Consider the following 19,806-nt stretch of genomic DNA (forward strand, 5'->3'; position numbering starts at 1 on the left):
GGCGAGACCCATGATGCGCGGGGGCGGGGGGGCAGGCCCTCAGTGGTCCTTGCGGATCAGGCCGACCATGATGCCTTCGATGACCAGCGGGGTGTGCCGGGTATCGACGACGATGGGCTGGTAATCCGGGTTGGCGGGCAACAATTCGACCACCGCGCCCTTGCGCTGCAGCGTCTTCACCGTGACTTCGTCCTCCAGCCGGGCGACCACGATCTGGCCGTTGCGGGCCTCGGCGGCGCGATGCACCGCGAGCAGGTCGCCATCCAGGATGCCAGCATCGCGCATGCTCATGCCGCGCACGCGCAGCAGGTAGTCGGCACGGGGGGAGAACAGGGCGGGATCGAGTTGGTAGTGCTGTTCCACGTGCTCGGCGGCGAGGATGGGGCTGCCGGCGGCCACCCGGCCGACCAGGGGCAGGCCCAGTGCCTGCTGCACGAGACGGATGCCGCGCGCCCGGCCTTCCTCCAGCAGGATGGCACCCTTGGCCGCCAGCGTGCGCAGATGGCTTTCGGCGGCGTTGGGCGAGCGGAAGCCGAAGGCGGCGCAGATGTCCGCCCGGGTGGGGGGGCGGCTGTCGTGCTCTATGCTCTGGCGGATAAAGTCGAGGATTTCCTGCTGCCGGGGGGTAAGGTGCTCGCTGCGCGCGCTCATGGCGGTCTCCGTGTCGAGCTGTAATTTTAAACAGCCCGGGGTCTCAAGGGAAAGCAAAACGGTGGCGGCGGGCGGGCATCAGGCGAAAGGCGCAGTGGCGGGAAGGAATGTGCAAGCCTGCTTGAGCCCGGCGCGTATCTGGGCTATTCGTAATGGACGAGGCGTTCCTCCGGAGCGTCGGCCCGTCGGAGAGGAGGATGCCGTGCCGTCCAGTCCTGCAGCGCTTCCAGGTAGTGTTCGCCCAGCCTCTCCGCTAGAATCGCCGCTACGTCAGGGGGAGCCCATGCTGCAAAGCGGAGACATCGCACCCACGTTTTCTTTGCCGGACGCGGACATGGCGGATTTCGATCTCGCCACCGAGAATGGCAAGCGCCATGTGGTTCTCTACTTCTACCCGCGTGACAAGACGCCGGGATGCACCCTGCAGGCCGCAGACTTCAGCGATCACGAGGAAGAGTTCGCCCGCCACGATTGCGTGGTGGTGGGCGTGAGCCCGGACGATTGCCTGACCCACGCCGAGTTCCGCGATGAGCAGGGGCTTTCGGTCAGGCTTTTGTCGGACACCGACACCGAAGTGTGCCGGCTCTACCATGTCTGGCGACCCAAGGTGGTCGATGGTGTGGAAAAGATGGGCGTGCTGCGCTCGACCTTCATCATCGACAAGCAGGGCGTGCTCAGGCACGCGCTCTACGACGTCACGCCTCGCGGCCATGCCGCCGCGGTATTCGAACTCGTCAAGGAACTGGAATCCAATGCAAACGGAAATCGTAAAGAACAGCGTGGTCACGCTTAACTACACCGTCCGCGATCCGGACGGCAACATGATCGACGATGGCCAGCATCCGCTGATCTACCTGCACGGCGGTTACGACGGCATCTTCCCGAAGGTGGAAGAGGCGCTGCATGGCCGCAAGACGGGCGACAAGCTGCAACTGAAGCTGCAACCGGAAGATGCTTTCGGCGACTACGACGAGGAGCTGGTGCTGGTCGAGGACGCCAAGCTCTTCCCGGAGAACATCGAAGTCGGCATGTCCTTCGAGCGCGTCACCGATGACGGCGAGGAAGAGATCCTCTACCGCGTCACCGACATCGCCGAAGGCAAGGTGGTGGTCGATGGCAACCACCCGCTGGCCGGCGTTGCGCTGGTGTTCGACATCACCGTTGCCGAAGTCCGCGCGGCAACCAGCGAGGAAATCACCCACGGCCATGTGCATGGCCCCGGCGGTCATCACCACCACTGAGCATTCCCGGGGGCCGCGACAGCGGCCCCTGTCGCATCCGGCTTCCGCCCAGCTTCTGAATCCTTCCTTCCGACTATCCCGATGAGCGCTTTCCCCCGCGCTGAAAACGCCCTGCTCGAAGTGGCGGACCTCAATGTCGTGCTGGAGAGTCCAGCGCGGCGCCTGCACCCGGTGGATGGGGTGGATTTCTCCATTGCCGCCGGCGAAACCTTCGCGCTGCTGGGTGAGTCGGGCTGCGGCAAGTCGATGACGGCGCTGGCCCTTACTCGCCTGCTGCCGGAAAGCGGGCGCATCCACGCCGGCCGGGTCCGTCTGGGCGGCGACGATCTGCTGGGCTTGTCGGAGGCCGGCATGCGTGCGGTGCGCGGCGGGCGCATCGGCATGGTGTTCCAGGAGCCGGCCACCAGCCTGAACCCGGTGATGACCGTAGGCAACCAGATCGGCGAGGTGCTTGCCCAGCACCGCGGGCTGGAGGGCGCTGCGCGCCAGGCCGAGGTGGTCCGCCTGCTGGCGGCGGTGGGCATTCCGGACGCAGCCAGGCGTGCGGCGGACTATCCCTTCCAGTTCTCCGGCGGCATGAAGCAGCGGGTGATGATCGCGATGGCGCTGGCCGGCGAGCCGGAACTACTGATTGCCGACGAGCCCACCACCGCGCTGGACGTCACCATCCAGGCTCAGGTGCTGGACCTGCTCGCCCGCCTGCAGGCCGAACGCGGCATGGGCATGCTGCTGATCACTCACGACCTCGGCGTGGTCGCCCGCAGCGCTGACCAGGTGGGCGTGATGTACGCCGGCCAGCTGGTGGAGACCGGCGGACGGGACGATTTCTTCCGCGCGCCGCTGCATCCCTATTCCCGCAAGCTCTTCGCCGCGCTGCCTTCCGCCGCACAGCGTGGCGGACCGCTGGATGCGCCGGAGGGCAGCGTGCCGGTGCTGGACGGCGACTTTCCCGGCTGTCGCTTCGTCGAGCGCTGCCCGCTGGCTTTCGACCGCTGCGACGACGAGGCACCGGGCTGGGCCAGCGTGGGCGCGCAGCGGGTGCGCTGCCATCTGTACGAGGGCGTGAGCATTCCGCGCCCGCTGGAAGCCAGGGAGGCGAACTACGCCGCCACGAGTGCGCGCAAGCAGCAGGCGCCGGTGCTGGAGGTGCGTAATCTCAAGGTCCATTTCCCGGTGCGCAAGGGTGTGCTCAAGCGGGTGGTGGGCCAGGTGCGTGCAGTAGACGGTGTCAGCTTCAGCCTGGTGGCGGGGCATACGCTGGCCCTGGTCGGCGAATCCGGCTGTGGCAAGACCACGGTGGGCAAGGCCCTGCTGCAATTGATTCAACCCACTGCCGGTGAAGTGTTTTTCGACGGCGAGAACATGGTGGGACGCCCTCAGAGAGCGCTGGTGGAGATGCGCAAGGCCGTGCAGATGGTGTTCCAGGACCCCTTCGCCTCGCTCAATCCACGAATGCGCATCGGCGACATCATCGAGGAAGGCATGGCCAGCCTGGGCGTCGGCGATAGCGCCGAGGCCCGTTCCCGGAGGGTGGATGCCCTGCTTGAGCGGATGGGGCTGCAGGCGGCGATGCGCTGGCGTTATCCCCATGAATTCTCCGGCGGCCAGCGCCAACGCATCGCCATTGCCCGCGCGCTGGCGGTGTCGCCGCGGGTGCTGGTGTGCGACGAACCGACCAGCGCGCTGGACGTGTCGGTGCAGGCCCAGCTGCTGAACCTGATGCGCGAGCTGCAGCAGGAGCAGGGGCTAGCCTATCTCTTTGTCACCCACAACCTGGGCGTGGTGGATTACCTGGCCGACGAGGTGGCGGTGATGTACCTCGGTCGCATCGTGGAGTACGGCGCGGTGGAGCAGGTGCTGGCTGCACCGGCGCATCCTTATACCCGGTTGCTGCTGGCAGCAGTGCCCAAGGTGGAGGGAGAGGCCGGGGCGGCGGGGGCCATCGAGATGGCCAAGCCGGAGGTGGAGCTGCCGTCGCCGCTGAAGCCGCCGGCCGGCTGCCATTTCCATCCGCGTTGCCCGCAGGCCACCGACATCTGCCGGGTCACCTATCCTGCGCCTACCGTGTCGCACAGTGGCCACGCGGTGAGCTGTCACTGGCCACTTCAGCGCTTGTAAGACTCCCGCGGACTATTTCGCGGCGGGTTTCTTCGGTTGTTGCTGGGTCTTGGCGGTTCCCGGAACCGGTTTGCCGTTCTTCTGCGGCGGGGCCGTCTTGGCGGCCGGGGCCGCAGCCTTGCCTGCAGGTTTGGCGGTGCTCTTGGCCGTGGGCGCGGACTTGGCCGCAGGGGCGGCTTTCTTCGCCGCGCTTTTGTTCGCGACCGCCTTCTTGGCTGCGGCGCTGTTCTTGCCCGCAACGGGCGTCTTGGCCGTGGCGGCCGGAATCTTGCGGACCGGCGTGGTGGTGTTGGCGGTGAGCTTCACCTGCGGCCGATTCGGCAGCAGCCGGGTGACCTGCAGCGCCCCACTGGGGTCGACGCCATCCGGCACCAGCAACGAGTAGCCGGCGCCGACCCGGCTGCGGGCATTCAGGCCATTGAGCTGCAGCAGTTGGGCGAGGGTGAGGTCGTGGCGCTGGGCAATGGCGGCCAGCTTTTCACCGGGGCCGAGCTCATGCACCCGCCAGCCTTTGCCATCTTCCGAGAGCTGTTCCAGGCCGGCCTCGAAGTGGCTCGCGCGTTCGGTGGGAACGATCAGCGTCTGGCCGGGCAGGGTGACGGCCGGGCGGTTGAAGGAAGGGTTGAGCGCCAGGAACTCCTCCAGCGACAGGCCGGCCAGTTTCGCCGCTGCCGCCAGATCGGTGCCGATAGGCGCGGCCACCGCGACGAAGTTGGCTTCGTTCGGTACGTAGGGCAGTTCGAAGTGGAAGAGTTCGGGCTGGGAGACGATGTTCTTGATCGCCTGCAGCTTAGGCACGTAGTTGCGCGTCTCGTCGGGCATCCGCAGCTGGCTGTACTCGGCCGGCAGGCCGGCGTCCACGTTGCGCTGGATGGCCCGGGCCACTGCGCCCTCGCCCCAGTTGTAGGAGGCCAGGGCGAGATGCCAGTCGCCGTGCATCTCGTAGATGGTCTGCAGGTAGTCCAGGGCGGCGTTGGTGGAGGCGATCACGTCGCGCCGCTCGTCTATCCAGGAGTCCTGCGTCAGGTTGTAGTTCTTGCCGGTGGAGGGAATGAACTGCCACAAGCCCGAGGCGTGCGCCGGCGAGTAGGCCAGCGGGTTGTAGCTGCTCTCCACCATGGGCAGCAGCGCCAGTTCGGTGGGCATGCCGCGGCGTTCCAGCTCGTCCACGATGTAGTAGAGATAGCGGCCGCCACGGGCGAAGACCTGTTTGAGAAAGCCTGGGCGGTTGAGGTAGAAGAGCTGTTGGTCGGCGACCAGTTGGCTGTCCAGATCGGGCATGCTGAAGCCGCGGCGGATGCGGTCCCAGATCTCGTTCGGGTTGCGCGTCAGGTCCAGCGTCAGCACCCGGGGCTCGTTGGCCAGTTCGTTGGGGGCGTGCAGACCCAGGGCTTCGGACGCGGCAACCGGCGCTTCCTGGGCGGAAGCCGGGGTGCCGGAGAGCAGCAAGGAGAGGGAGAAAAGGAGCGGCGCGAAGAACTTCGCCATGGCGGAAACCGGGCCGGGGGCGCTGCGTAAAGCGGGAGAGTCTAGCCAGCGGCCGGCTTTCGCGTCAATTTGGGTCCCGGTGGAGGGGCCGGAGGCGACTTTCACTGGTCATGAAGACTCAAACGAAAGTTATAATCCGGAGCAATACATGCGTCAGCGTGTCAGGTTTTCCTTTTTGGCGCCATTCGGCTTGCTAGGATGGCTGCAGTCCTTGGGGTCGAGGTCCCGCTTCCCGCCATGAAAGCCCTGGTCATCGAAGATACGGTCACGAGCGCCACCCTCGTGTGCAATCAGCTCACCAAGATGGGGCTGACCGCGCTGCATGCGCGCAATGGTGAGACAGGCATCGAGATGTTCAAGCGCGAACGCCCGGATCTGGTTCTGCTCGACATCATCATGCCGGGGCTGGACGGCTTCGAGGTGGCGCACCGCATCCGCCAGTTGGAGCGCGACGGCGAGTGGACGCCCATCATCTTCCTCACCGCGCGTACCAGCGATGAGGATCTGCAGCGCGGCATCGAGGTGGGAGGCGACGACTATCTCGCCAAGCCGGTCTCCGAGATGGTGCTGAAATCCAAGGTGCGCGCGATGCAGCGCATCGCCCAGATGCGCTATTCCTTGCTGGTGCTGACCCGCAAGCTGGATGAGGCCAACCGGGAGCTGACCCGTCTTTCCTCGGTCGATGGCCTGACCGGCATCGCCAACCGCCGGCGCTTCGACGAAACCCTGCTGAGGGAGTGGCGGCGCGCCTCCCGGGCCGGGGGTTCGATGGCCCTGCTGGTGGCGGACGTGGATGCCTTCAAGCAGTTCAACGATGGTTATGGCCACCAGGTGGGCGATGAATGCCTGAAAGCGGTGGCGCGCACGCTGGAGCAGAACCTGCGCCGCCCGACCGATCTGGTCGCTCGTTATGGCGGCGAGGAGTTCGCCGCCATCCTGCCGGACACGGCCGCGGAAGGCGCGGTGGGCGTTGCGGAGGCGATGCGCAACGGGGTGGAAAGCCTGCGCATCACCCATCGTTTCTCCAGCACCGCGCCGGTGGTGACCATCAGCGTTGGAGTGGCCTGGGTGCAGCCGGCACGGGGCGACGATCAAGGTTATCTTGCCCTGCTGAAGGCGGCCGACGACGCGCTCTATGGAGCCAAGCACGGTGGGCGGAACCGCCTCGAAGTGCGCCATTACGAGAGCTTCGCCGGGCGTTGAGGCGGCCTGGGCGTCTGCGCCACCGCGGCGCCTTTCCCGCAACTGCCCTCAGAACACGTCTTTCCAGGCCCGCAGCGCTGCCAGACAGGCAAGCGCATCTCCCGGTTGAGTGCCGGCATGCCGGGTCACAGCGGCGATAACACCGGCCTCCTGCGTGCGCAGGAAGGGGTTGATGGCGCGCTCCCGGGCAATGGTGCTGGGCAGGGTCGGCTTCCCCGCTGCCCGTTGCGCTTCGCACCAGCGGGCATATTCGTCGCGTGCCGGATTGTCGGGCTCGGCCGCGCGGGAGAATGCCAGATTGGAGAGGGTGTATTCATGGGTGCAGTACACCCGGGTCGCCGCGGGCAAGGCATTGAACTTGGCCAGCGAGGTGGCCATCTGGGCAGGGGTGCCTTCGAACAGCCGTCCACAGCCGGCAGAGAACAGCGTGTCGCCGCAGAACAGCAGCTCATCGCCGTAGTAGGCGACATGGCCGGCGGTATGGCCAGGCACGTCCAGTACGCCGAGCGTAAGCTCCAGTTCCGGCAGCGCCACGGTGTCGCCCTCTGCCACCGGCCGGTTCACGCCGGCGATGTTCTCCCGGCCGGGACCGAACACCGGTATCGCTTTGGCGTTAAGCGGCGCGGCGTCCAGCAGTGCGCCGACACCGCCGACATGGTCTGGATGGTGGTGAGTGACGAGGATCGCGCTCAAGGCCAGATTCTCGGCCTGCAGGTAGGCCTGCACCGGCGCTGCATCGCCGGGATCGACCACCACGGCGTGGCGACCACGACGAAGAAGCCAGATGTAGTTATCGCGAAAGGCGGGAAGAGGGATAATGGCGTCCATAAGTCCCGATTTTGAAGCGCTGACCATCCATGTCAATCCTCAGCCTGTCTGACTGGCTGGCGACACCCCAGGGGCGATACCTGCTCGAGTGGGAGCAGGCCAAGTTCGACATCCTGCTGGCCGATATCTTCGGCTACAACGCCGTGCAAGTCGGTCTGCCCGAGATCGATTTCCTGAGAGCAAACCGCATGCCTTTCCGCTTCCGCTGCGGCCGGAGCGGCGAAGTGGGTGTGTTCGCGCTCGAGGATGCGCTGCCATTCGCCACCGCCAGCCTGGATCTGGTGGTGCTGCCGCATGTGCTGGAGTTTGCCGCGCGCCCGCACCAGGTGCTGCGCGAGGTGGAGCGGGTGCTGGTGCCGGAGGGCAGCGTGGTCATCGCCGGGCTGAATCCCTTCAGCCTCTGGGGCGCGCGCCGGCTGGTGGTGCGAACGCCGGGGAATTATCCCTGGCGCGGGCAGTACCTGTCGGTGCGACGGGTGAAGGATTGGCTGACCCTGTTGGGTTTCGAGACGCAATCGGGCAGCTTCGGCTGTTACGCGCCGGCGGTGACCAGTACCAAGTGGCTGGAACGCTGGCGTTTCATGGACAAGGCGGGCGACCGCTGGTGGCCGGTCTGTGGCGGTAGCTACATGCTGCAGGGCGTTAAGCGGGTACAGGGGATGCGGGTGATCATGCCGAACTGGCGGGAGAAGCGAGCTACCGCGAAGCGCCTGTCAGCCGTCGCCCAGCGGAACGAGGACGCCGCGCAGTAGAAGAACTGGCAGAACTGGCGCGGCCAGAAAGGTTTGACGGAAAAGAGAATGGAAGAAGTCGATATCTATACCGATGGCGCCTGCAGCGGAAACCCGGGCCCGGGCGGTTGGGGCGCGATCCTGCGTTCAGGCGAACACGAGAAGGAGGTCTGGGGCGGGGAACCGCAGACTACCAACAACCGGATGGAGCTGCTGGCGGTGATCCGTGCTTTGGGCCAGCTCAAGCGGCCGGTCATCGCCCGGGTGCATACCGACAGCCAATACGTGCAGAAAGGCATTTCCGAGTGGATCCACGGCTGGAAGGCACGGGGCTGGAAGACCGCTTCCAAGGAGCCGGTGAAGAATGCCGATCTGTGGCGTGCCCTGGACGAAGCGGCCAGCGCCCACCAGGTGAAGTGGCTGTGGGTGCGCGGCCACAACGGTCATCCGGAAAATGAACGCGCGGATGCGCTCGCCCGTCGGGGCGTGGATGCGGCGCGCAAGAGCGGGCGGCCGGTCGAGCCTTGAGCGGCAAGCGGCGAAGATCAAGCGGAAACAAGCAAGGGGATTACATGCGACAGATCGTGCTCGACACGGAAACCACCGGCCTGGACTGGCGCAATGGCGACAGGGTGATCGAAATCGGCTGCGTGGAGTTGCTCAACCGCAGCCTCACCGGCCGGCATTTCCATGTCTACATCAATCCGCAGCGCAGCATTGACGCCGAGGCGATCGCGGTGCACGGCATCACCGAGGAATTCCTGGCGGACAAGCCCGCCTTTTCGGCCATCGTCGATGAGTTCGAGGAGTTCGTGCGCGACGCCGATCTCATCATCCACAACGCCAGCTTCGACGTCGGTTTCCTCAACCATGAACTGAGCTTGCTCAAGCGACCGAAGCTGGACGTGCTCTGCCGCGAGGTGATCGATACCCTGCGCATGGCCAAGGAGCAGAACCCCGGCAAGAAGGCATCGTTGGACGCGCTGTGCGAACGCTACGAGATCGACAACGGCCACCGTACGCTGCATGGCGCCTTGCTGGACTCGGAGTTGCTGGCGGAGGTCTACCTGGCGATGACGCGCGGCCAGGAGAGCCTGATCATGGCGCTGGACGAGCCGGCGCCGGGCGCGGTCGAGGAGGGCGGTCTGCCGATCGAGCGCCTGCCCTTGAGGGTGTTGCGTGCCACGGCCGAGGAACTGGCCGGTCATGACAAGGTGCTGGGCGAGATCGAGAAGGCCAACAAGGGCCTGTGCCTATGGAAGGAGCCGGTGCCGGCCGAAGAAGCGGCTGCGGCCTGAAGCCCGTCGCTGGGTGGGCCTGCGCCGCCCGGCCGGAACGGGGCTGGAGCCAGAGAAGAGGCGTGGGCCGCTTGCCGGCGTGCCTCTTCTGTCTTTCTGGGTCGCCGCCTAGAGCCGCAGCACCCCGCCCGGCACGCTGCCGGCGGCTTCCAGCCGGCTCACCGTGGCCAGCAGGTCGAGACCGGTGTCCTGCTTGAGCAGGCAGGCCCGCTCGCGCAGCTCTTCCATCGGCAGCGCGATCTCTTCTCCCGTCGCCGCGAAGGCCACCACATTGCCGCTGTCGCAGGAGGGGAAGGCCAGCGTCCTGTCGTCGAAGGTTTCGATGATGCGGCCCAGGCTGGCCTTGTAGCCCTTGGAGCGGCCGAACAGGTTCACCGACAGCAGCCCCTGGGCGCTGAGCTTGCCGCGGGCGGCCTGGTAGAAGGCAAGCGTGTCCAGGCCGCCAGCGCGGGCGTTGCGGTCGAAGCCATCCACCAGGATGTAGTCGTAGGGGGCGCCGGCGTGGTTCTCCATATATTTGGCACCGTCGGCGATATGGATGCTCAGGCGTTCGTCTTCCGCGGGCAGGCGGAAGAACTGGCGAGCGGCGGCCAGCACCGAGGGCTCGATCTCGACCACATCCATCTGGCATTGCGGGCAATGCCGGTGCATGAACTTGGTCAGGGAGGCCGCGCCCAGCCCGATCAGCAGCGCCCGGCGTGGCCATCCCGAATCGGCGCGCAGCAGCAGGCCGGCCATCATCTCCCGGGTGTAGGCCAGCTCCAGGTCATAGGGGCGGCGGATGCGCATCGCCCCCTGCACCCAGTCCGAGCCGAAGTGCAGGTAGCGCACCCCGCCGCTTTCGGAGATGTCGATAGGCGTGCCGCTCATGACGACATCCGCTTCAGCGCGTACAGATGCTCCAGCGCCTCGCGCGGCGTGAGCGCATCCGGGTCTATCTCCGCCAGGCTGGTGAGCACCGGGTGGGACAGCGGCTCCGGCTCCAGATCCGGCAGGCCGACGAAGAGATCTGCCTGTGGGCCGGCCTCTATCTCGCGGTTCTCCAGCGAGCGCAGACGGCGTTTGGCATCGCGGATGACGCTGGCCGGAATGCCAGCCAGCGCGGCCACTTCGATCCCGTAGCTCTGGCTGGCCGGGCCTTCCTCCAGTGCGTGCAGGAAGACAATGCGGTGGCCGTGTTCCACCGCGTCCAGGTGCACATTGGCGCACTCCGGGTATTCGCCGTTGAGCCGGGTGAGCTCGAAGTAGTGGGTGGCGAACAGCGTCAGGCTGCGGTTCTTCTCCAACAGCTGGCGGGCGATGGCGAAGGCGAGGGCGAGGCCGTCGAAGGTCGAGGTGCCGCGGCCGATCTCGTCCATCAGCACCAGGCTGTTTTCGGTGGCGCCGTGCAGGATGGCGGCGGCCTCGGTCATCTCCACCATGAAGGTCGAGCGGCCGGAGGCGAGGTCGTCGGAGGCGCCGATGCGGGTGAAGATGGCATCCAGCGGCCCCAGCCGCGCTGCCTCCGCTGGCACGAAGCTGCCGACATGCGCCAGCAGGCAGATCAGTGCGACCTGGCGCATGAAGGTGGATTTACCACCCATGTTCGGGCCGGTGATCATCAGCATGCGGCGGGTGGCGGCCAGCCTGCAGTCGTTCTGGATGAAGTTCTCCACCTGGCGCTCCACTACCGGGTGGCGGCCACCGCTGATGCTGATGCCGGGTTGTTCGGCAAAGCCGGGCTGCACATAGCCATAGCGCACCGCCGCGTGAGCAAAGGCGGCGAGGCCGTCCAGGCAGGCGAGGGCGCGGGCGATGCGTTGCAGCGTAGGAATGTGCTCGGCGAGCTGGTCGAGAATGGCCTCGTACAGCATCTTCTCGCGTGCCAGCGCGCGTTCCTGGGCGGACAGCGCCTTGTCCTCGAAGGCCTTCAGCTCGGGCGTGATGTAGCGCTCGGCGTTCTTCAGCGTCTGGCGGCGGCGATAGTCGTCCGGCACCTTTTCCGCATTCGCGCGGCTTACTTCGATGTAGAAGCCATGGACCTTGTTGAACTCCACTTTGAGGCTGGGAATGCCGCTGCGCTCGCGCTCGCGGGTTTCCAGCGCGAGCAGGAATTCGCCGCAGTTGCTCTGGATGCCACGCAGCTCGTCCAGTTCGGCATCGTAGCCGGGAGCGATCACGCCGCCGTCGCGCACCATGGCGGCCGGTTCGTCGGCGATGGAGCGGGCCAGCAGTTCCAGCGCTGCGCCGGGAACGTCCAGCGTATTCCTTACCTGCAGCAACAGCGGGCTGCCGGTGCCCTCCAGGGCAATGCCGAGCTCGGGCAGGCGGACCAGGCTTTCGCGCAGGGCGGAAAGGTCGCGCGGGCGGGCGTTGCGCAGGGCGATGCGGGCGGTGATGCGGTCTACATCGGCGATGCCGCGCAGCGCGCCGCGCACCGCGTCGTTGCAGCGGCCGTCGCCAGTGCCGACGAGTTCGGCCACTGCGGCATGGCGCGCTTCCGGGACGTGCCGTTCGCGCAGCGGATGGTGCAGCGCGTGGCGCAGCCAGCGCGAACCCATGCTGGTGATGCAGCTGTCCAGCAGGGAAAGCAGCGTGGGCGAGGACTCGCCCCGCAGCGTTTCGGTGAGCTCCAGGTTGCGGCGGGTGGCGGCATCGAGGCGCAGGTATTCCGACTCCCGCTCCACCGTCAGTCCGGTGATGTGCGCCAGGCTCTGGCGTTGCGTGGCCTTCGCGTATTCATACAGCGCCGCCGCCGTGCCCAGGCACAGGGAAGGGCCTTCGAGGCCGAAGCCGGCGAGGTCGCGGGTGCCGAAATGGCCGGTGAGCAGGCGCACGCCGGTTTCGGCGTCGAACTGCCAGTCGGCCAGCCGGCGCAGGGCAGGGGAGAGCGTCTCCAGCAGCGGCAGGGAGAGTCCGTCCGGAATCAGCACTTCGGCCGGGCGCAGGCGCTCGAACTGGGCCTGCAGCGATTCGGCTGGGCATTCCATCAGCCGGAAGTCCCCGTTGGCGAGGTTGAGCCAGGCCATGGCCAGGGTGCCGCGATGCAGGTTGACGGCGAGCAGCAGGGAGTCGCGGCGGTCGTCCAGCAGTGCGGCGTCGGTCAACGTTCCCGGGGTGACGATGCGGCTGACGGCGCGCTCCATCGGCCCCTTGGTCGCGCCCGGTTCACCCACCTGCTCGGCAATCACCACCGATTCGCCCAGCTTCACCAGCCGGGCCAGGTACTGCTCCAGCGCATGGAAGGGCACGCCGGCCATCTTGATCGGCTGCCCGGCGGACTGGCCGCGGGTGGTCAGGGTGATATCCAGCAGCCGGGCGGCTTTCTCTGCATCTTCGAAGAAGAGTTCGTAAAAATCGCCCATGCGGTAGAAGAGCAGCGTGTCCGGGTGCTGCTCCTTGATGCGCAGATACTGCTGCATCATCGGCGTGTGGCTTTCGATGGGTTCCCGTGCGGATGTCTGCTGGCTGTTCTTCACGGCTGTACCGATTTATCCGAAATGTTCTGGGGCTGTAATGGCGGGGGCGGGTGATCGGCGATCCGCAGCGCAGGCGGCCGCGGCTCCATCGCGGAGCGGGGAATGATATGCGATGGGCCTCATCCTTCTGCCAGCGCGCGGCGCCCGCTTCCTGCCGTCCGGCGTTCGTCCTAGCGCGGTGGGGAATTTCCCCGTGCCAGGGAAGTCACCACTAGACCTTTCCTTGAACACGCTAAAGGAGGTCTGACATGGACAAGTCTCAATCCCGCGCGTACAGCGATTACGCCAAGGCCGAGATACTGGCTGCGACCCTGGGTATCGGCGTGGAGGATGTGCTGCGCTGGGTGATCAACGACAGGCAGGAGCTGGACCGAAACGGCATGGTGGCTGGCTACCTGATCGAATTCGCCGAAGCTACGCCGGCCTCGGTGCTTGCCCGGGTCGGTGGGCGTTCCGGCCGTCATGTGCATGTAGGCGCATTGACTGCCCGGCATTGAAACCAGGCGGGCCCCATGCCGGGGCCCGCCCCTCGTCAGGCTGGCAGGTTGGCCGGCCGGTAGGCCTGGACGATGGGCAGCAGCTGTCCGAAGACCTTGGGCGTGCCAGCAACGAGGTTGCCGGTGGTCATGTGGTTGGCCTCGCCGGCGAAGTCGGAGACCAGTCCGCCCGCTTCCTGGATCAGCAAGGTACCGGCAGCCATGTCCCACGGCGCCAGCCCCATTTCCCAGAAGCCGTCCAGTCGGCCGCAGGCCACGTAAGCCAGATCCAGCGCTGCGGCGCCGGGGCGCCGGATGCCGGCGGACTTCTGCGTCAGCTCCTTGAAGGTAGCGAGGTAAGCGTCAACATGGTCGAACTTGCGGTAGGGGAAACCGGTGCCCAGCAACGCGTCGGCGAGCCGGTTGCGGCGGGAGACGCGGATGCGGCGGTCGTTCAGGAAGGCGCCGCTGCCCCGGCTGGCGGTGAAGAGCTCGTTGCGGATGGGGTCGTACACCACGCCATGCTCCAGTGCGCCGCCCTTGGCCAGGGCGATGGAGATGGCGTACTGCGGGAAGCCGTGGATGAAGTTGGTGGTGCCATCCAGCGGATCGATGATCCAGGTGAACTCACTTTCCTCACCGTTCGCCGGCCCGACCTCGCCGGACTCCTCTGCTAGAATCCCGTGCCCCGGATAGGCGTCGCGCAATACTTCGACGATCGCGTTCTCTGCAGCCCGGTCCACTTCGGTGACGAAATCGTTGGGCGACTTCGTTTGCACAGTGAGCAGGTCGAGTTGGGTGGACGCCCGGTTGATGACGCTGGCGGCCCGTCGGGCTGCTTTAACTGCGATGTTCAGGGTGGGATGCATGCGAAGGTCTCGGCTAGGTTCGGCAGATCGTGCCGGGCGAGGCCGCAGCCCCTGTTCCCGTCGCGATCGAATACGAAAAACACCGGATTTTAATATGAACGGCGCTGACGCGCTCGACCGCATCCGTATCGTGCTTTCCCATCCCAGTCACCCCGGCAATATCGGGGCTGCGGCGCGGGCGATGAAAACGATGGGGTTGAAGTCCCTCTGGCTGGTGCAGCCGGCCGAATTTCCCAGCGCGGTGGCGGATGCCCGTGCTTCCGGTGCGGATGACGTGCTGGCTGCCGCCCGCGTGGTCGGCAGCCTGGAAGAGGCGCTGGCCGGCACCGTGCTGGCCGCAGCAGTGACGGCGCGGCGGCGGGAGCTCAGCCTCCCCCGGCTCACCGCGCGGGCGGCGGCGGGCGAGGCGCTGGCCTACGCCGCACGCGGCGAGGTGGCCATCGTGTTCGGCAACGAGACCAGCGGGCTCAGCAACGAAGAGGTCGCGCTCTGTGCGATGCCGGTGACCATTCCGACCAATCCCGCTTTTTCGTCCCTGAACCTGGGTTCGGCAGTCCAGTTGCTGGCGTACGAGTTGCGCATGAGTGCCACCCAGCCGGCGCCTGCATTCGACGACGAGAATGCGGCCCAACCCGCGACCCATGATGAGGTCGAGGGCTTTTTCGGGCATTTAGAGAAAGCGGTCGTCGAAAGCGGCTTCCACGACCCGGAGAACCCTCGCCGGCTCATCCCCCGCCTGCGCCGCCTGTTCGGCCGAGTGCGGCTGGAGAAGGAGGAGGTAGGCATCCTGCGCGGCATGCTGACTAGCTTTCAGCGTAAAGTCGATTAAAATAGTCGGAAATTAACCCTGCCAGTATCAAGGCTGATAGGCCCGCCCCGATGCGGGCCCGCTTTTTTGTCCCGCGGAGATCGCATTCCATGTTCGCCCAATTGCGTGAAGATCTGACCAGCGTCCGTGAGCGGGATCCCGCTGCGCGTTCGACCTGGGAAGTCCTCACCTGTTATCCGGGCATCCATGCATTGATGTTTCACCGCCTGGCGCACCGGGCGTGGAATCGGCACTGGTTCTGGCTCGGCCGCTTCCTCAGCCACCTCAGTCGCTTCCTCACTGGCATCGAGATCCATCCGGGCGCTCGGATAGGCCGGCGCGTCTTCATTGATCACGGTATGGGCGTGGTGATCGGCGAGACCGCCGAGATCGGCGACGACTGCACCATCTACCAGGCGGTGACGCTGGGGGGGACCTCGCTGTATCGCGGCACCAAGCGCCATCCCACGCTGGGCAAAGGCGTGGTCGTTGGCGCGGGTGCAAAGGTGCTGGGGGGATTCACCGTTGGCGACGGCGCCAAGATCGGCTCCAACGCGGTGGTGGTGAAGCCGGTGCCGGCCGGTGCCACCGCTGTCGGCAACCCGGCCCGCATCCTCGATCCGGAGCGCGACAGCGCGAGGGCGCAGAAGGCCGAGCAGATGGGTTTTTCTGCCTACGGCGTGACCCGCGACATGGACGACCCTCTGTCCAAGACCCTGCATGGCTTGCTGGATCATGCAGTGGAGACCGACCGCCGCCTGCAGTGCCTGATGGACAGGCTGGAGGCCGCCGGGATCACGCTGGACGCCGCGGTGGAAAAGGCCGACTCCTTTGACGCCTCGAGGCTTTCGAAGATGGTCGATTGAGCAGGATTATCGGGGCGATAGCCTGGGCATTAGTTGACCGTTTTTGTCGGAATAACGTATAGTTGAGCGAAACGTTCAGGTATTGAACTGAACGCGACATATAAAAATTGCGAGGTACCCCCAGATGAGACTCACCACTAAGGGACGTTTCGCCGTCACGGCGATGATCGATCTTGCCTCGCGGCAGGCCGATGGTCCGGTTACCCTGGCCGGCATCGCCGATCGCCAGAAAATCTCCCTCTCCTACCTGGAACAGCTGTTCGGCAAGTTGCGCCGCCACAAGCTGGTTTCCAGCGTCCGTGGTCCCGGTGGCGGCTACCGTCTCGCGCGTGAAATGTCGGCCATTACCGTTGCCGACATCATCATCGCGGTGGACGAGCCGCTTGATGCGACTCAGTGCGGTGGCAAGCAGAACTGCCACGACGAGCACCGCTGCAGCACGCATGACCTGTGGTCCAACCTCAACAAGCGCATGTATGCCTACCTGGATTCGGTGACGCTTGGTGCGCTGGTCAATCGTGAGATCCAGCCTGACCCGGACATGGGCGTGCTGAAGGAAGTGCGCCGCCGTGCCGCGGTCTCCCTGCGCGAGGCTGCTGCGGCCTGAAGAGGCTTCCATGTTTGCCCCCGTCTATTTCGACTGGAACGCAACCACGCCGCTGGATCCGATAGTCCGTGAGGCGATGCTGCCCTGGCTGGACGCACGCTTCGGTAATCCTTCCAGCCGCCACGAATACGGGCGGCAGGCAAGGGCGGCCATCGACGAGGCGCGGTCACGCGTGGCGGCGGCGGTCGGCGCCCATCCCACCGAGGTGCTGTTTACCAGCGGTGGCACAGAGGCGAACAATCTCTTCATCAAAGGCGCCGCGGCGGCCCGCAAGCCGGGTGTGGTCGCAATCAGCGCCATTGAGCACCCCTGCGTGCGAGAGCCAGCCCGGCAGTTGAGCCGGACCGGCTGGCAACTGCGGGAGATCGCGGTCGACGGGCAGGGTCTCGTGTCCGCTTCCGATTGGGAGGCGGCGCTGGCAGAAAAGCCTGCATTGGCGTCGGTGATGCTCGCCAACAATGAAACCGGCGCCTTGCAGGATGTTGCGCGGTTTGCTCAGCAAGCCAGGGCAAAGGGCGTGTGGCTGCACACCGATGCGGTGCAGGCGCTGGGCAAGATCGAAGTGGATTTCCGTCGCCTGGCTGTGCATGGCCTGACGATTTCGTCGCACAAACTGGGTGGCCCGTTGGGGGCTGGTGCGCTGGTGTTGGACAAGCGGGTGGAGTTGGCGCCGCTGATCGCTGGAGGTGGCCAGGAGCGTGGATTGCGTTCCGGTACCGAGAACGTGGCCGCCATCGTCGGCTTCGGCGTGGCCTGCGAGCGGGCGGTGGCAAGACAGGGTGAAGAGGCGAAGCGGCTGAGCCTGTTGCGCGATCGCCTGGTGGAGTTGCTGGGCTCCTGCGGGGCAAGAGTGTTTTCGGCGCAGGCGGCCCGTCTGCCCAATACGGTGTTCTTCGCCATGGAGCGGATCGACGGCGAAACCCTGGTGGCCAAGCTGGACCGTGCCGGTTTTGCCTGCGCCAGCGGCTCGGCTTGCTCCAGTGCGAATCCGGAGCCCTCGCATACCTTGCTGGCGATGGGCGTGGATGAGGAAACGGCCCGGGGCGCGGTGCGCCTGAGCCTGGGCAGGGATAGCACGGAGGATGAGGTGGAGCGCTTCGGCGAGACCTTCGCCCGTCTGACCAGGGAACTGAGAAGTCTGACCGCGTTGGCGGTCTAAATGATCAAGTGGAGCAGATAACAATGTTGAAATTCCCCATCTACCTCGACAACGCGGCTACTACGCCGGTCGATCCCCGTGTGGCGGAAAAGATGATTCCGTGGCTGACCTCCCACTACGGCAACCCCGCCAGCCGTTCGCATTCCTATGGCTGGGAAGCTGAAAAGGCGGTCGAGGAAGCGCGGGAGAACGTTGCCCGCCTGGTGAATTGCGACGCCAAGGAGATCATCTGGACGTCCGGCGCCACCGAGTCCGACAACCTGGCGATCAAGGGTGCGGCCCACTTCTACAAGAGCAAGGGCAAGCACATCATCACCCTGCAGACCGAGCACAAGGCGGTGCTGGACACCTTCCGCGAACTGGAGCGCGAAGGCTTCGAGGCGACCTATCTGGCGGTGAAGGAAGACGGCCTGGTCGATCTGGACGTGCTGAAGGCAGCCATCCGGCCGGATACCGTGCTGGTGTCGGTGATGTTCGTGAACAGCGAGATCGGCGTCATCCAGCCCATCGCGCAGATCGGCGAGTTGTGCCGCGAGAAGGGTGTGATTTTCCATGTGGACGCTGCCCAGGCCACCGGCAAGGTGGAGATCGACCTGGAGACGCTGAAGGTCGACCTGATGAGCTTCTGCGCCCACAAGACCTACGGCCCCAAGGGCATCGGTGCGCTGTACGTGCGCCGCAAGCCGCGGGTGCGCCTGGAAGCGCAGATGCACGGTGGTGGCCACGAGCGCGGGCTGCGCTCCGGCACGCTGCCCACCCACCAGATCGTCGGCATGGGCGAATCCTTCCGCATCGCCCGGGAGGAGATGGCAACCGAGATCCCGCGCCTGCGCGCGCTGCGCGATCGCCTGTACAAGGGCCTGATGGACATGGAAGCCGTCTATGTGAACGGCAACATGGAGCACCGGGTTGCCAACAACCTCAACATCTCTTTCGCCTATGTGGAAGGCGAGTCGCTGATCATGGCGGTGAAGGAGATTGCCGTTTCCTCCGGCTCCGCCTGCACCTCGGCCAGTCTGGAGCCGTCCTACGTGCTTCGCGCCCTGGGCCGCAACGACGAGTTGGCGCACAGCTCCATCCGCTTCACCCTGGGCCGCTTCACCACCGAGGAAGAGATCGACTTCACCGTGGATCTGCTGCACAAGAAGATCGGCAAGCTGCGCGAGCTTTCACCGCTGTGGGAAATGGTGAAGGAGGGCGTGGACCTGGATACGGTGCAGTGGGCCGCCCACTGACAGAGACGGACAGCAAGGAGAACGAAAATGGCTTATAGCGAAAAAGTCCTGGACCACTACGAGAACCCCCGCAACGTGGGCTCCTTCGCCAAGGACGACGAAGGCGTGGCGACCGGCATGGTCGGCGCACCGGCCTGTGGCGACGTGATGAAGTTGCAGATCAAGGTCGGCAAGGACGGCGTCATCGAAGACGCCAAGTTCAAGACCTACGGCTGTGGTTCGGCGATTGCCTCTTCCTCGCTGGTGACGGAATGGGTCAAGGGCAAGACGCTGGATCAGGCATTGGAAATCAAGAACACCCAGATCGCCGAAGAGCTCGCGCTGCCGCCGGTGAAGATCCACTGCTCCATCCTCGCCGAGGATGCGATCAAGGCCGCGGTGGCGGACTACAAGAAGAAGCACAGCAACTGAACCTGTAAGCGGGAGCCTGAACGATGAGCGTTACTCTCTCTCCGAGCGCAGCGAAGCATGTGGCGAATTTCATCGCCAAGCGCGGCAAGGGCGTCGGCATCCGACTCGGGGTGCGGACCTCCGGTTGTTCCGGCATGGCCTACAAGCTGGAGTTCGTCGACGAGCAACAGTCCGAGGACATGGTGTTCGAGAGCCATGGGGTCAAGGTCATCGTCGATCCTAAGAGTCTCCCCTACATCGACGGCACCGAGCTGGATTTCGTCCGCGAAGGCCTGAACGAAGGGTTCAAGTTCAACAACCCCAATGTGAAGGACGAGTGCGGCTGCGGCGAGAGCTTCAACGTATGAGGTTGCGGGCCG

The 19,806-nt window shown here is 65.7% G+C and carries 21 protein-coding genes; 15 read left to right on the plus strand and 6 right to left on the minus strand.

Annotation, left to right across the window (positions count from 1 at the left end; genetic code table 11):
• Positions 1 to 39: 39 nt before the first annotated feature.
• A complete protein-coding gene (lexA, locus tag GRF61_RS11995) occupies positions 40 to 651 on the minus strand; it encodes a transcriptional repressor LexA (protein ID WP_169150893.1) in 612 nt (203 codons plus the stop codon).
• 283 nt (positions 652 to 934) lie between these two features.
• Here lexA and GRF61_RS12000 point away from each other — a divergent pair, with 283 nt between their 5' ends.
• The 3 genes from GRF61_RS12000 to GRF61_RS12010 all read left to right on the plus strand — a co-directional run bounded on the left by GRF61_RS12000 (position 935) and on the right by GRF61_RS12010 (position 4,010).
• Positions 935 to 1,444, plus strand: coding sequence for a peroxiredoxin (locus GRF61_RS12000; RefSeq protein ID WP_169150894.1), 510 nt, complete (start codon positions 935 to 937; stop codon positions 1,442 to 1,444).
• The gene (locus tag GRF61_RS12005) at positions 1,404 to 1,892 is read left to right on the plus strand and encodes a peptidylprolyl isomerase (protein ID WP_133594308.1); all 489 of its coding nucleotides are present in this window, start codon (positions 1,404 to 1,406) and stop codon (positions 1,890 to 1,892) included. Before GRF61_RS12000 ends, GRF61_RS12005 begins: the two co-directional genes overlap by 41 nt.
• Positions 1,893 to 1,973: 81 nt before the next feature.
• Positions 1,974 to 4,010 carry an ABC transporter ATP-binding protein gene (locus tag GRF61_RS12010; protein WP_169150895.1) on the plus strand — a complete coding sequence of 679 codons (2,037 nt, stop codon included), beginning with the start codon at positions 1,974 to 1,976 and terminating at the stop codon, positions 4,008 to 4,010.
• A 12-nt stretch (positions 4,011 to 4,022) separates the two neighbouring features.
• On the opposite strand, the gene GRF61_RS12015 is transcribed toward GRF61_RS12010, so the two are convergent.
• Positions 4,023 to 5,498: a transglycosylase SLT domain-containing protein gene (locus GRF61_RS12015; protein ID WP_169150896.1), complete on the minus strand. Its 1,476-nt coding sequence runs from the start codon at positions 5,496 to 5,498 to the stop codon at positions 4,023 to 4,025.
• A gap of 237 nt (positions 5,499 to 5,735) precedes the next feature.
• Here GRF61_RS12015 and GRF61_RS12020 point away from each other — a divergent pair, with 237 nt between their 5' ends.
• Positions 5,736 to 6,701, plus strand: a complete 966-nt coding sequence (locus tag GRF61_RS12020) for a diguanylate cyclase (RefSeq protein ID WP_169150897.1) — start codon at positions 5,736 to 5,738, stop codon at positions 6,699 to 6,701.
• 48 nt (positions 6,702 to 6,749) lie between these two features.
• Here GRF61_RS12020 and gloB read toward each other — a convergent pair whose 3' ends face one another.
• A complete protein-coding gene (gloB, locus tag GRF61_RS12025) occupies positions 6,750 to 7,529 on the minus strand; it encodes a hydroxyacylglutathione hydrolase (protein WP_169150925.1) in 780 nt (259 codons plus the stop codon).
• 29 nt (positions 7,530 to 7,558) lie between these two features.
• On the opposite strand from gloB, the gene GRF61_RS12030 reads away from it, so the two are divergent.
• From GRF61_RS12030 to dnaQ, 3 genes are read left to right on the plus strand one after another with little or no spacing between them, the layout of a single operon-like run.
• Entirely contained in the window at positions 7,559 to 8,281 is a 723-nt protein-coding gene (locus tag GRF61_RS12030; protein ID WP_169150898.1) for a methyltransferase domain-containing protein, read from the plus strand.
• Positions 8,282 to 8,329: 48 nt separating this feature from the next.
• The gene (gene rnhA, locus GRF61_RS12035; RefSeq protein ID WP_169150899.1) at positions 8,330 to 8,788 is read left to right on the plus strand and encodes a ribonuclease HI; all 459 of its coding nucleotides are present in this window, start codon (positions 8,330 to 8,332) and stop codon (positions 8,786 to 8,788) included.
• Between the two features lie 44 nt (positions 8,789 to 8,832).
• On the plus strand, positions 8,833 to 9,558 hold the full coding sequence (gene dnaQ / locus GRF61_RS12040; protein WP_169150900.1) for a DNA polymerase III subunit epsilon: 726 nt from the start codon (positions 8,833 to 8,835) through the stop codon (positions 9,556 to 9,558).
• Between the two features lie 108 nt (positions 9,559 to 9,666).
• On the opposite strand, the gene GRF61_RS12045 is transcribed toward dnaQ, so the two are convergent.
• The gene (locus GRF61_RS12045; RefSeq protein WP_169150901.1) at positions 9,667 to 10,428 is read right to left on the minus strand and encodes a spermidine synthase; all 762 of its coding nucleotides are present in this window, start codon (positions 10,426 to 10,428) and stop codon (positions 9,667 to 9,669) included.
• Positions 10,425 to 12,962 carry a DNA mismatch repair protein MutS gene (mutS, locus tag GRF61_RS12050; RefSeq protein WP_169150926.1) on the minus strand — a complete coding sequence of 846 codons (2,538 nt, stop codon included), beginning with the start codon at positions 12,960 to 12,962 and terminating at the stop codon, positions 10,425 to 10,427. The genes GRF61_RS12045 and mutS overlap by 4 nt, the downstream gene beginning before the upstream one ends.
• 302 nt (positions 12,963 to 13,264) lie before the next feature.
• Between mutS and GRF61_RS12055 the strand changes: the two genes are divergently transcribed.
• Positions 13,265 to 13,513 carry a hypothetical protein gene (locus tag GRF61_RS12055; RefSeq protein WP_169150902.1) on the plus strand — a complete coding sequence of 83 codons (249 nt, stop codon included), beginning with the start codon at positions 13,265 to 13,267 and terminating at the stop codon, positions 13,511 to 13,513.
• A 35-nt stretch (positions 13,514 to 13,548) separates the two neighbouring features.
• Here the strand turns inward: GRF61_RS12055 and GRF61_RS12060 are convergent, their stop codons facing one another.
• Positions 13,549 to 14,361 (minus strand): inositol monophosphatase family protein, encoded by an 813-nt coding sequence (locus GRF61_RS12060; protein WP_169150903.1) that lies wholly within the window; start codon positions 14,359 to 14,361, stop codon positions 13,549 to 13,551.
• A 94-nt stretch (positions 14,362 to 14,455) separates the two neighbouring features.
• Here GRF61_RS12060 and GRF61_RS12065 point away from each other — a divergent pair, with 94 nt between their 5' ends.
• From GRF61_RS12065 to iscA, 7 genes are all read left to right on the plus strand, one after another.
• Positions 14,456 to 15,190 (plus strand): RNA methyltransferase, encoded by a 735-nt coding sequence (locus tag GRF61_RS12065; protein ID WP_169150904.1) that lies wholly within the window; start codon positions 14,456 to 14,458, stop codon positions 15,188 to 15,190.
• 89 nt (positions 15,191 to 15,279) lie between these two features.
• Positions 15,280 to 16,035, plus strand: coding sequence for a serine O-acetyltransferase (gene cysE, locus GRF61_RS12070; RefSeq protein ID WP_169150905.1), 756 nt, complete (start codon positions 15,280 to 15,282; stop codon positions 16,033 to 16,035).
• Positions 16,036 to 16,159: 124 nt separating this feature from the next.
• Positions 16,160 to 16,642 (plus strand): Fe-S cluster assembly transcriptional regulator IscR, encoded by a 483-nt coding sequence (gene iscR / locus GRF61_RS12075; RefSeq protein WP_133594296.1) that lies wholly within the window; start codon positions 16,160 to 16,162, stop codon positions 16,640 to 16,642.
• Between the two features lie 10 nt (positions 16,643 to 16,652).
• Entirely contained in the window at positions 16,653 to 17,801 is a 1,149-nt protein-coding gene (locus tag GRF61_RS12080) for a cysteine desulfurase family protein (RefSeq protein ID WP_169150906.1), read from the plus strand.
• Between the two features lie 26 nt (positions 17,802 to 17,827).
• A complete protein-coding gene (locus tag GRF61_RS12085) occupies positions 17,828 to 19,036 on the plus strand; it encodes an IscS subfamily cysteine desulfurase (protein WP_211165916.1) in 1,209 nt (402 codons plus the stop codon).
• 27 nt (positions 19,037 to 19,063) lie between these two features.
• On the plus strand, positions 19,064 to 19,447 hold the full coding sequence (gene iscU, locus GRF61_RS12090; protein WP_169150908.1) for a Fe-S cluster assembly scaffold IscU: 384 nt from the start codon (positions 19,064 to 19,066) through the stop codon (positions 19,445 to 19,447).
• Positions 19,448 to 19,470: 23 nt separating this feature from the next.
• Positions 19,471 to 19,794 carry an iron-sulfur cluster assembly protein IscA gene (gene iscA, locus GRF61_RS12095; RefSeq protein WP_169150909.1) on the plus strand — a complete coding sequence of 108 codons (324 nt, stop codon included), beginning with the start codon at positions 19,471 to 19,473 and terminating at the stop codon, positions 19,792 to 19,794.
• Positions 19,795 to 19,806: the final 12 nt, after the last annotated feature.

The organism is Azoarcus sp. TTM-91, assembly GCF_012911025.1.
In the GTDB taxonomy this organism is placed as follows: Bacteria; Pseudomonadota; Gammaproteobacteria; order Burkholderiales; family Rhodocyclaceae; genus Azoarcus.

Excerpts from the sequence above, each read along its gene's own strand:
- GRF61_RS12005 (WP_133594308.1), top strand. The coding sequence starts at position 1,404 with ATGCAAACGGAAATCGTAAAGAACAGCGTGGTCACGCTTAACTACACC.
- cysE (WP_169150905.1), top strand. The coding sequence starts at position 15,280 with ATGTTCGCCCAATTGCGTGAAGATCTGACCAGCGTCCGTGAGCGGGAT.
- iscA (WP_169150909.1), top strand. The coding sequence starts at position 19,471 with ATGAGCGTTACTCTCTCTCCGAGCGCAGCGAAGCATGTGGCGAATTTC.
- mutS (WP_169150926.1), bottom strand. The coding sequence starts at position 12,962 with ATGATGCAGCAGTATCTGCGCATCAAGGAGCAGCACCCGGACACGCTG.
- rnhA (WP_169150899.1), top strand. The coding sequence starts at position 8,330 with ATGGAAGAAGTCGATATCTATACCGATGGCGCCTGCAGCGGAAACCCG.
- GRF61_RS12000 (WP_169150894.1), top strand. The coding sequence starts at position 935 with ATGCTGCAAAGCGGAGACATCGCACCCACGTTTTCTTTGCCGGACGCG.
- GRF61_RS12065 (WP_169150904.1), top strand. The coding sequence starts at position 14,456 with ATGAACGGCGCTGACGCGCTCGACCGCATCCGTATCGTGCTTTCCCAT.
- lexA (WP_169150893.1), bottom strand. The coding sequence starts at position 651 with ATGAGCGCGCGCAGCGAGCACCTTACCCCCCGGCAGCAGGAAATCCTC.
- GRF61_RS12055 (WP_169150902.1), top strand. The coding sequence starts at position 13,265 with ATGGACAAGTCTCAATCCCGCGCGTACAGCGATTACGCCAAGGCCGAG.
- GRF61_RS12010 (WP_169150895.1), top strand. The coding sequence starts at position 1,974 with ATGAGCGCTTTCCCCCGCGCTGAAAACGCCCTGCTCGAAGTGGCGGAC.
- GRF61_RS12020 (WP_169150897.1), top strand. The coding sequence starts at position 5,736 with ATGAAAGCCCTGGTCATCGAAGATACGGTCACGAGCGCCACCCTCGTG.
- gloB (WP_169150925.1), bottom strand. The coding sequence starts at position 7,529 with ATGGACGCCATTATCCCTCTTCCCGCCTTTCGCGATAACTACATCTGG.
- iscR (WP_133594296.1), top strand. The coding sequence starts at position 16,160 with ATGAGACTCACCACTAAGGGACGTTTCGCCGTCACGGCGATGATCGAT.
- GRF61_RS12015 (WP_169150896.1), bottom strand. The coding sequence starts at position 5,498 with ATGGCGAAGTTCTTCGCGCCGCTCCTTTTCTCCCTCTCCTTGCTGCTC.
- GRF61_RS12045 (WP_169150901.1), bottom strand. The coding sequence starts at position 10,428 with ATGAGCGGCACGCCTATCGACATCTCCGAAAGCGGCGGGGTGCGCTAC.
- GRF61_RS12060 (WP_169150903.1), bottom strand. The coding sequence starts at position 14,361 with ATGCATCCCACCCTGAACATCGCAGTTAAAGCAGCCCGACGGGCCGCC.
- GRF61_RS12080 (WP_169150906.1), top strand. The coding sequence starts at position 16,653 with ATGTTTGCCCCCGTCTATTTCGACTGGAACGCAACCACGCCGCTGGAT.
- dnaQ (WP_169150900.1), top strand. The coding sequence starts at position 8,833 with ATGCGACAGATCGTGCTCGACACGGAAACCACCGGCCTGGACTGGCGC.
- iscU (WP_169150908.1), top strand. The coding sequence starts at position 19,064 with ATGGCTTATAGCGAAAAAGTCCTGGACCACTACGAGAACCCCCGCAAC.
- GRF61_RS12030 (WP_169150898.1), top strand. The coding sequence starts at position 7,559 with ATGTCAATCCTCAGCCTGTCTGACTGGCTGGCGACACCCCAGGGGCGA.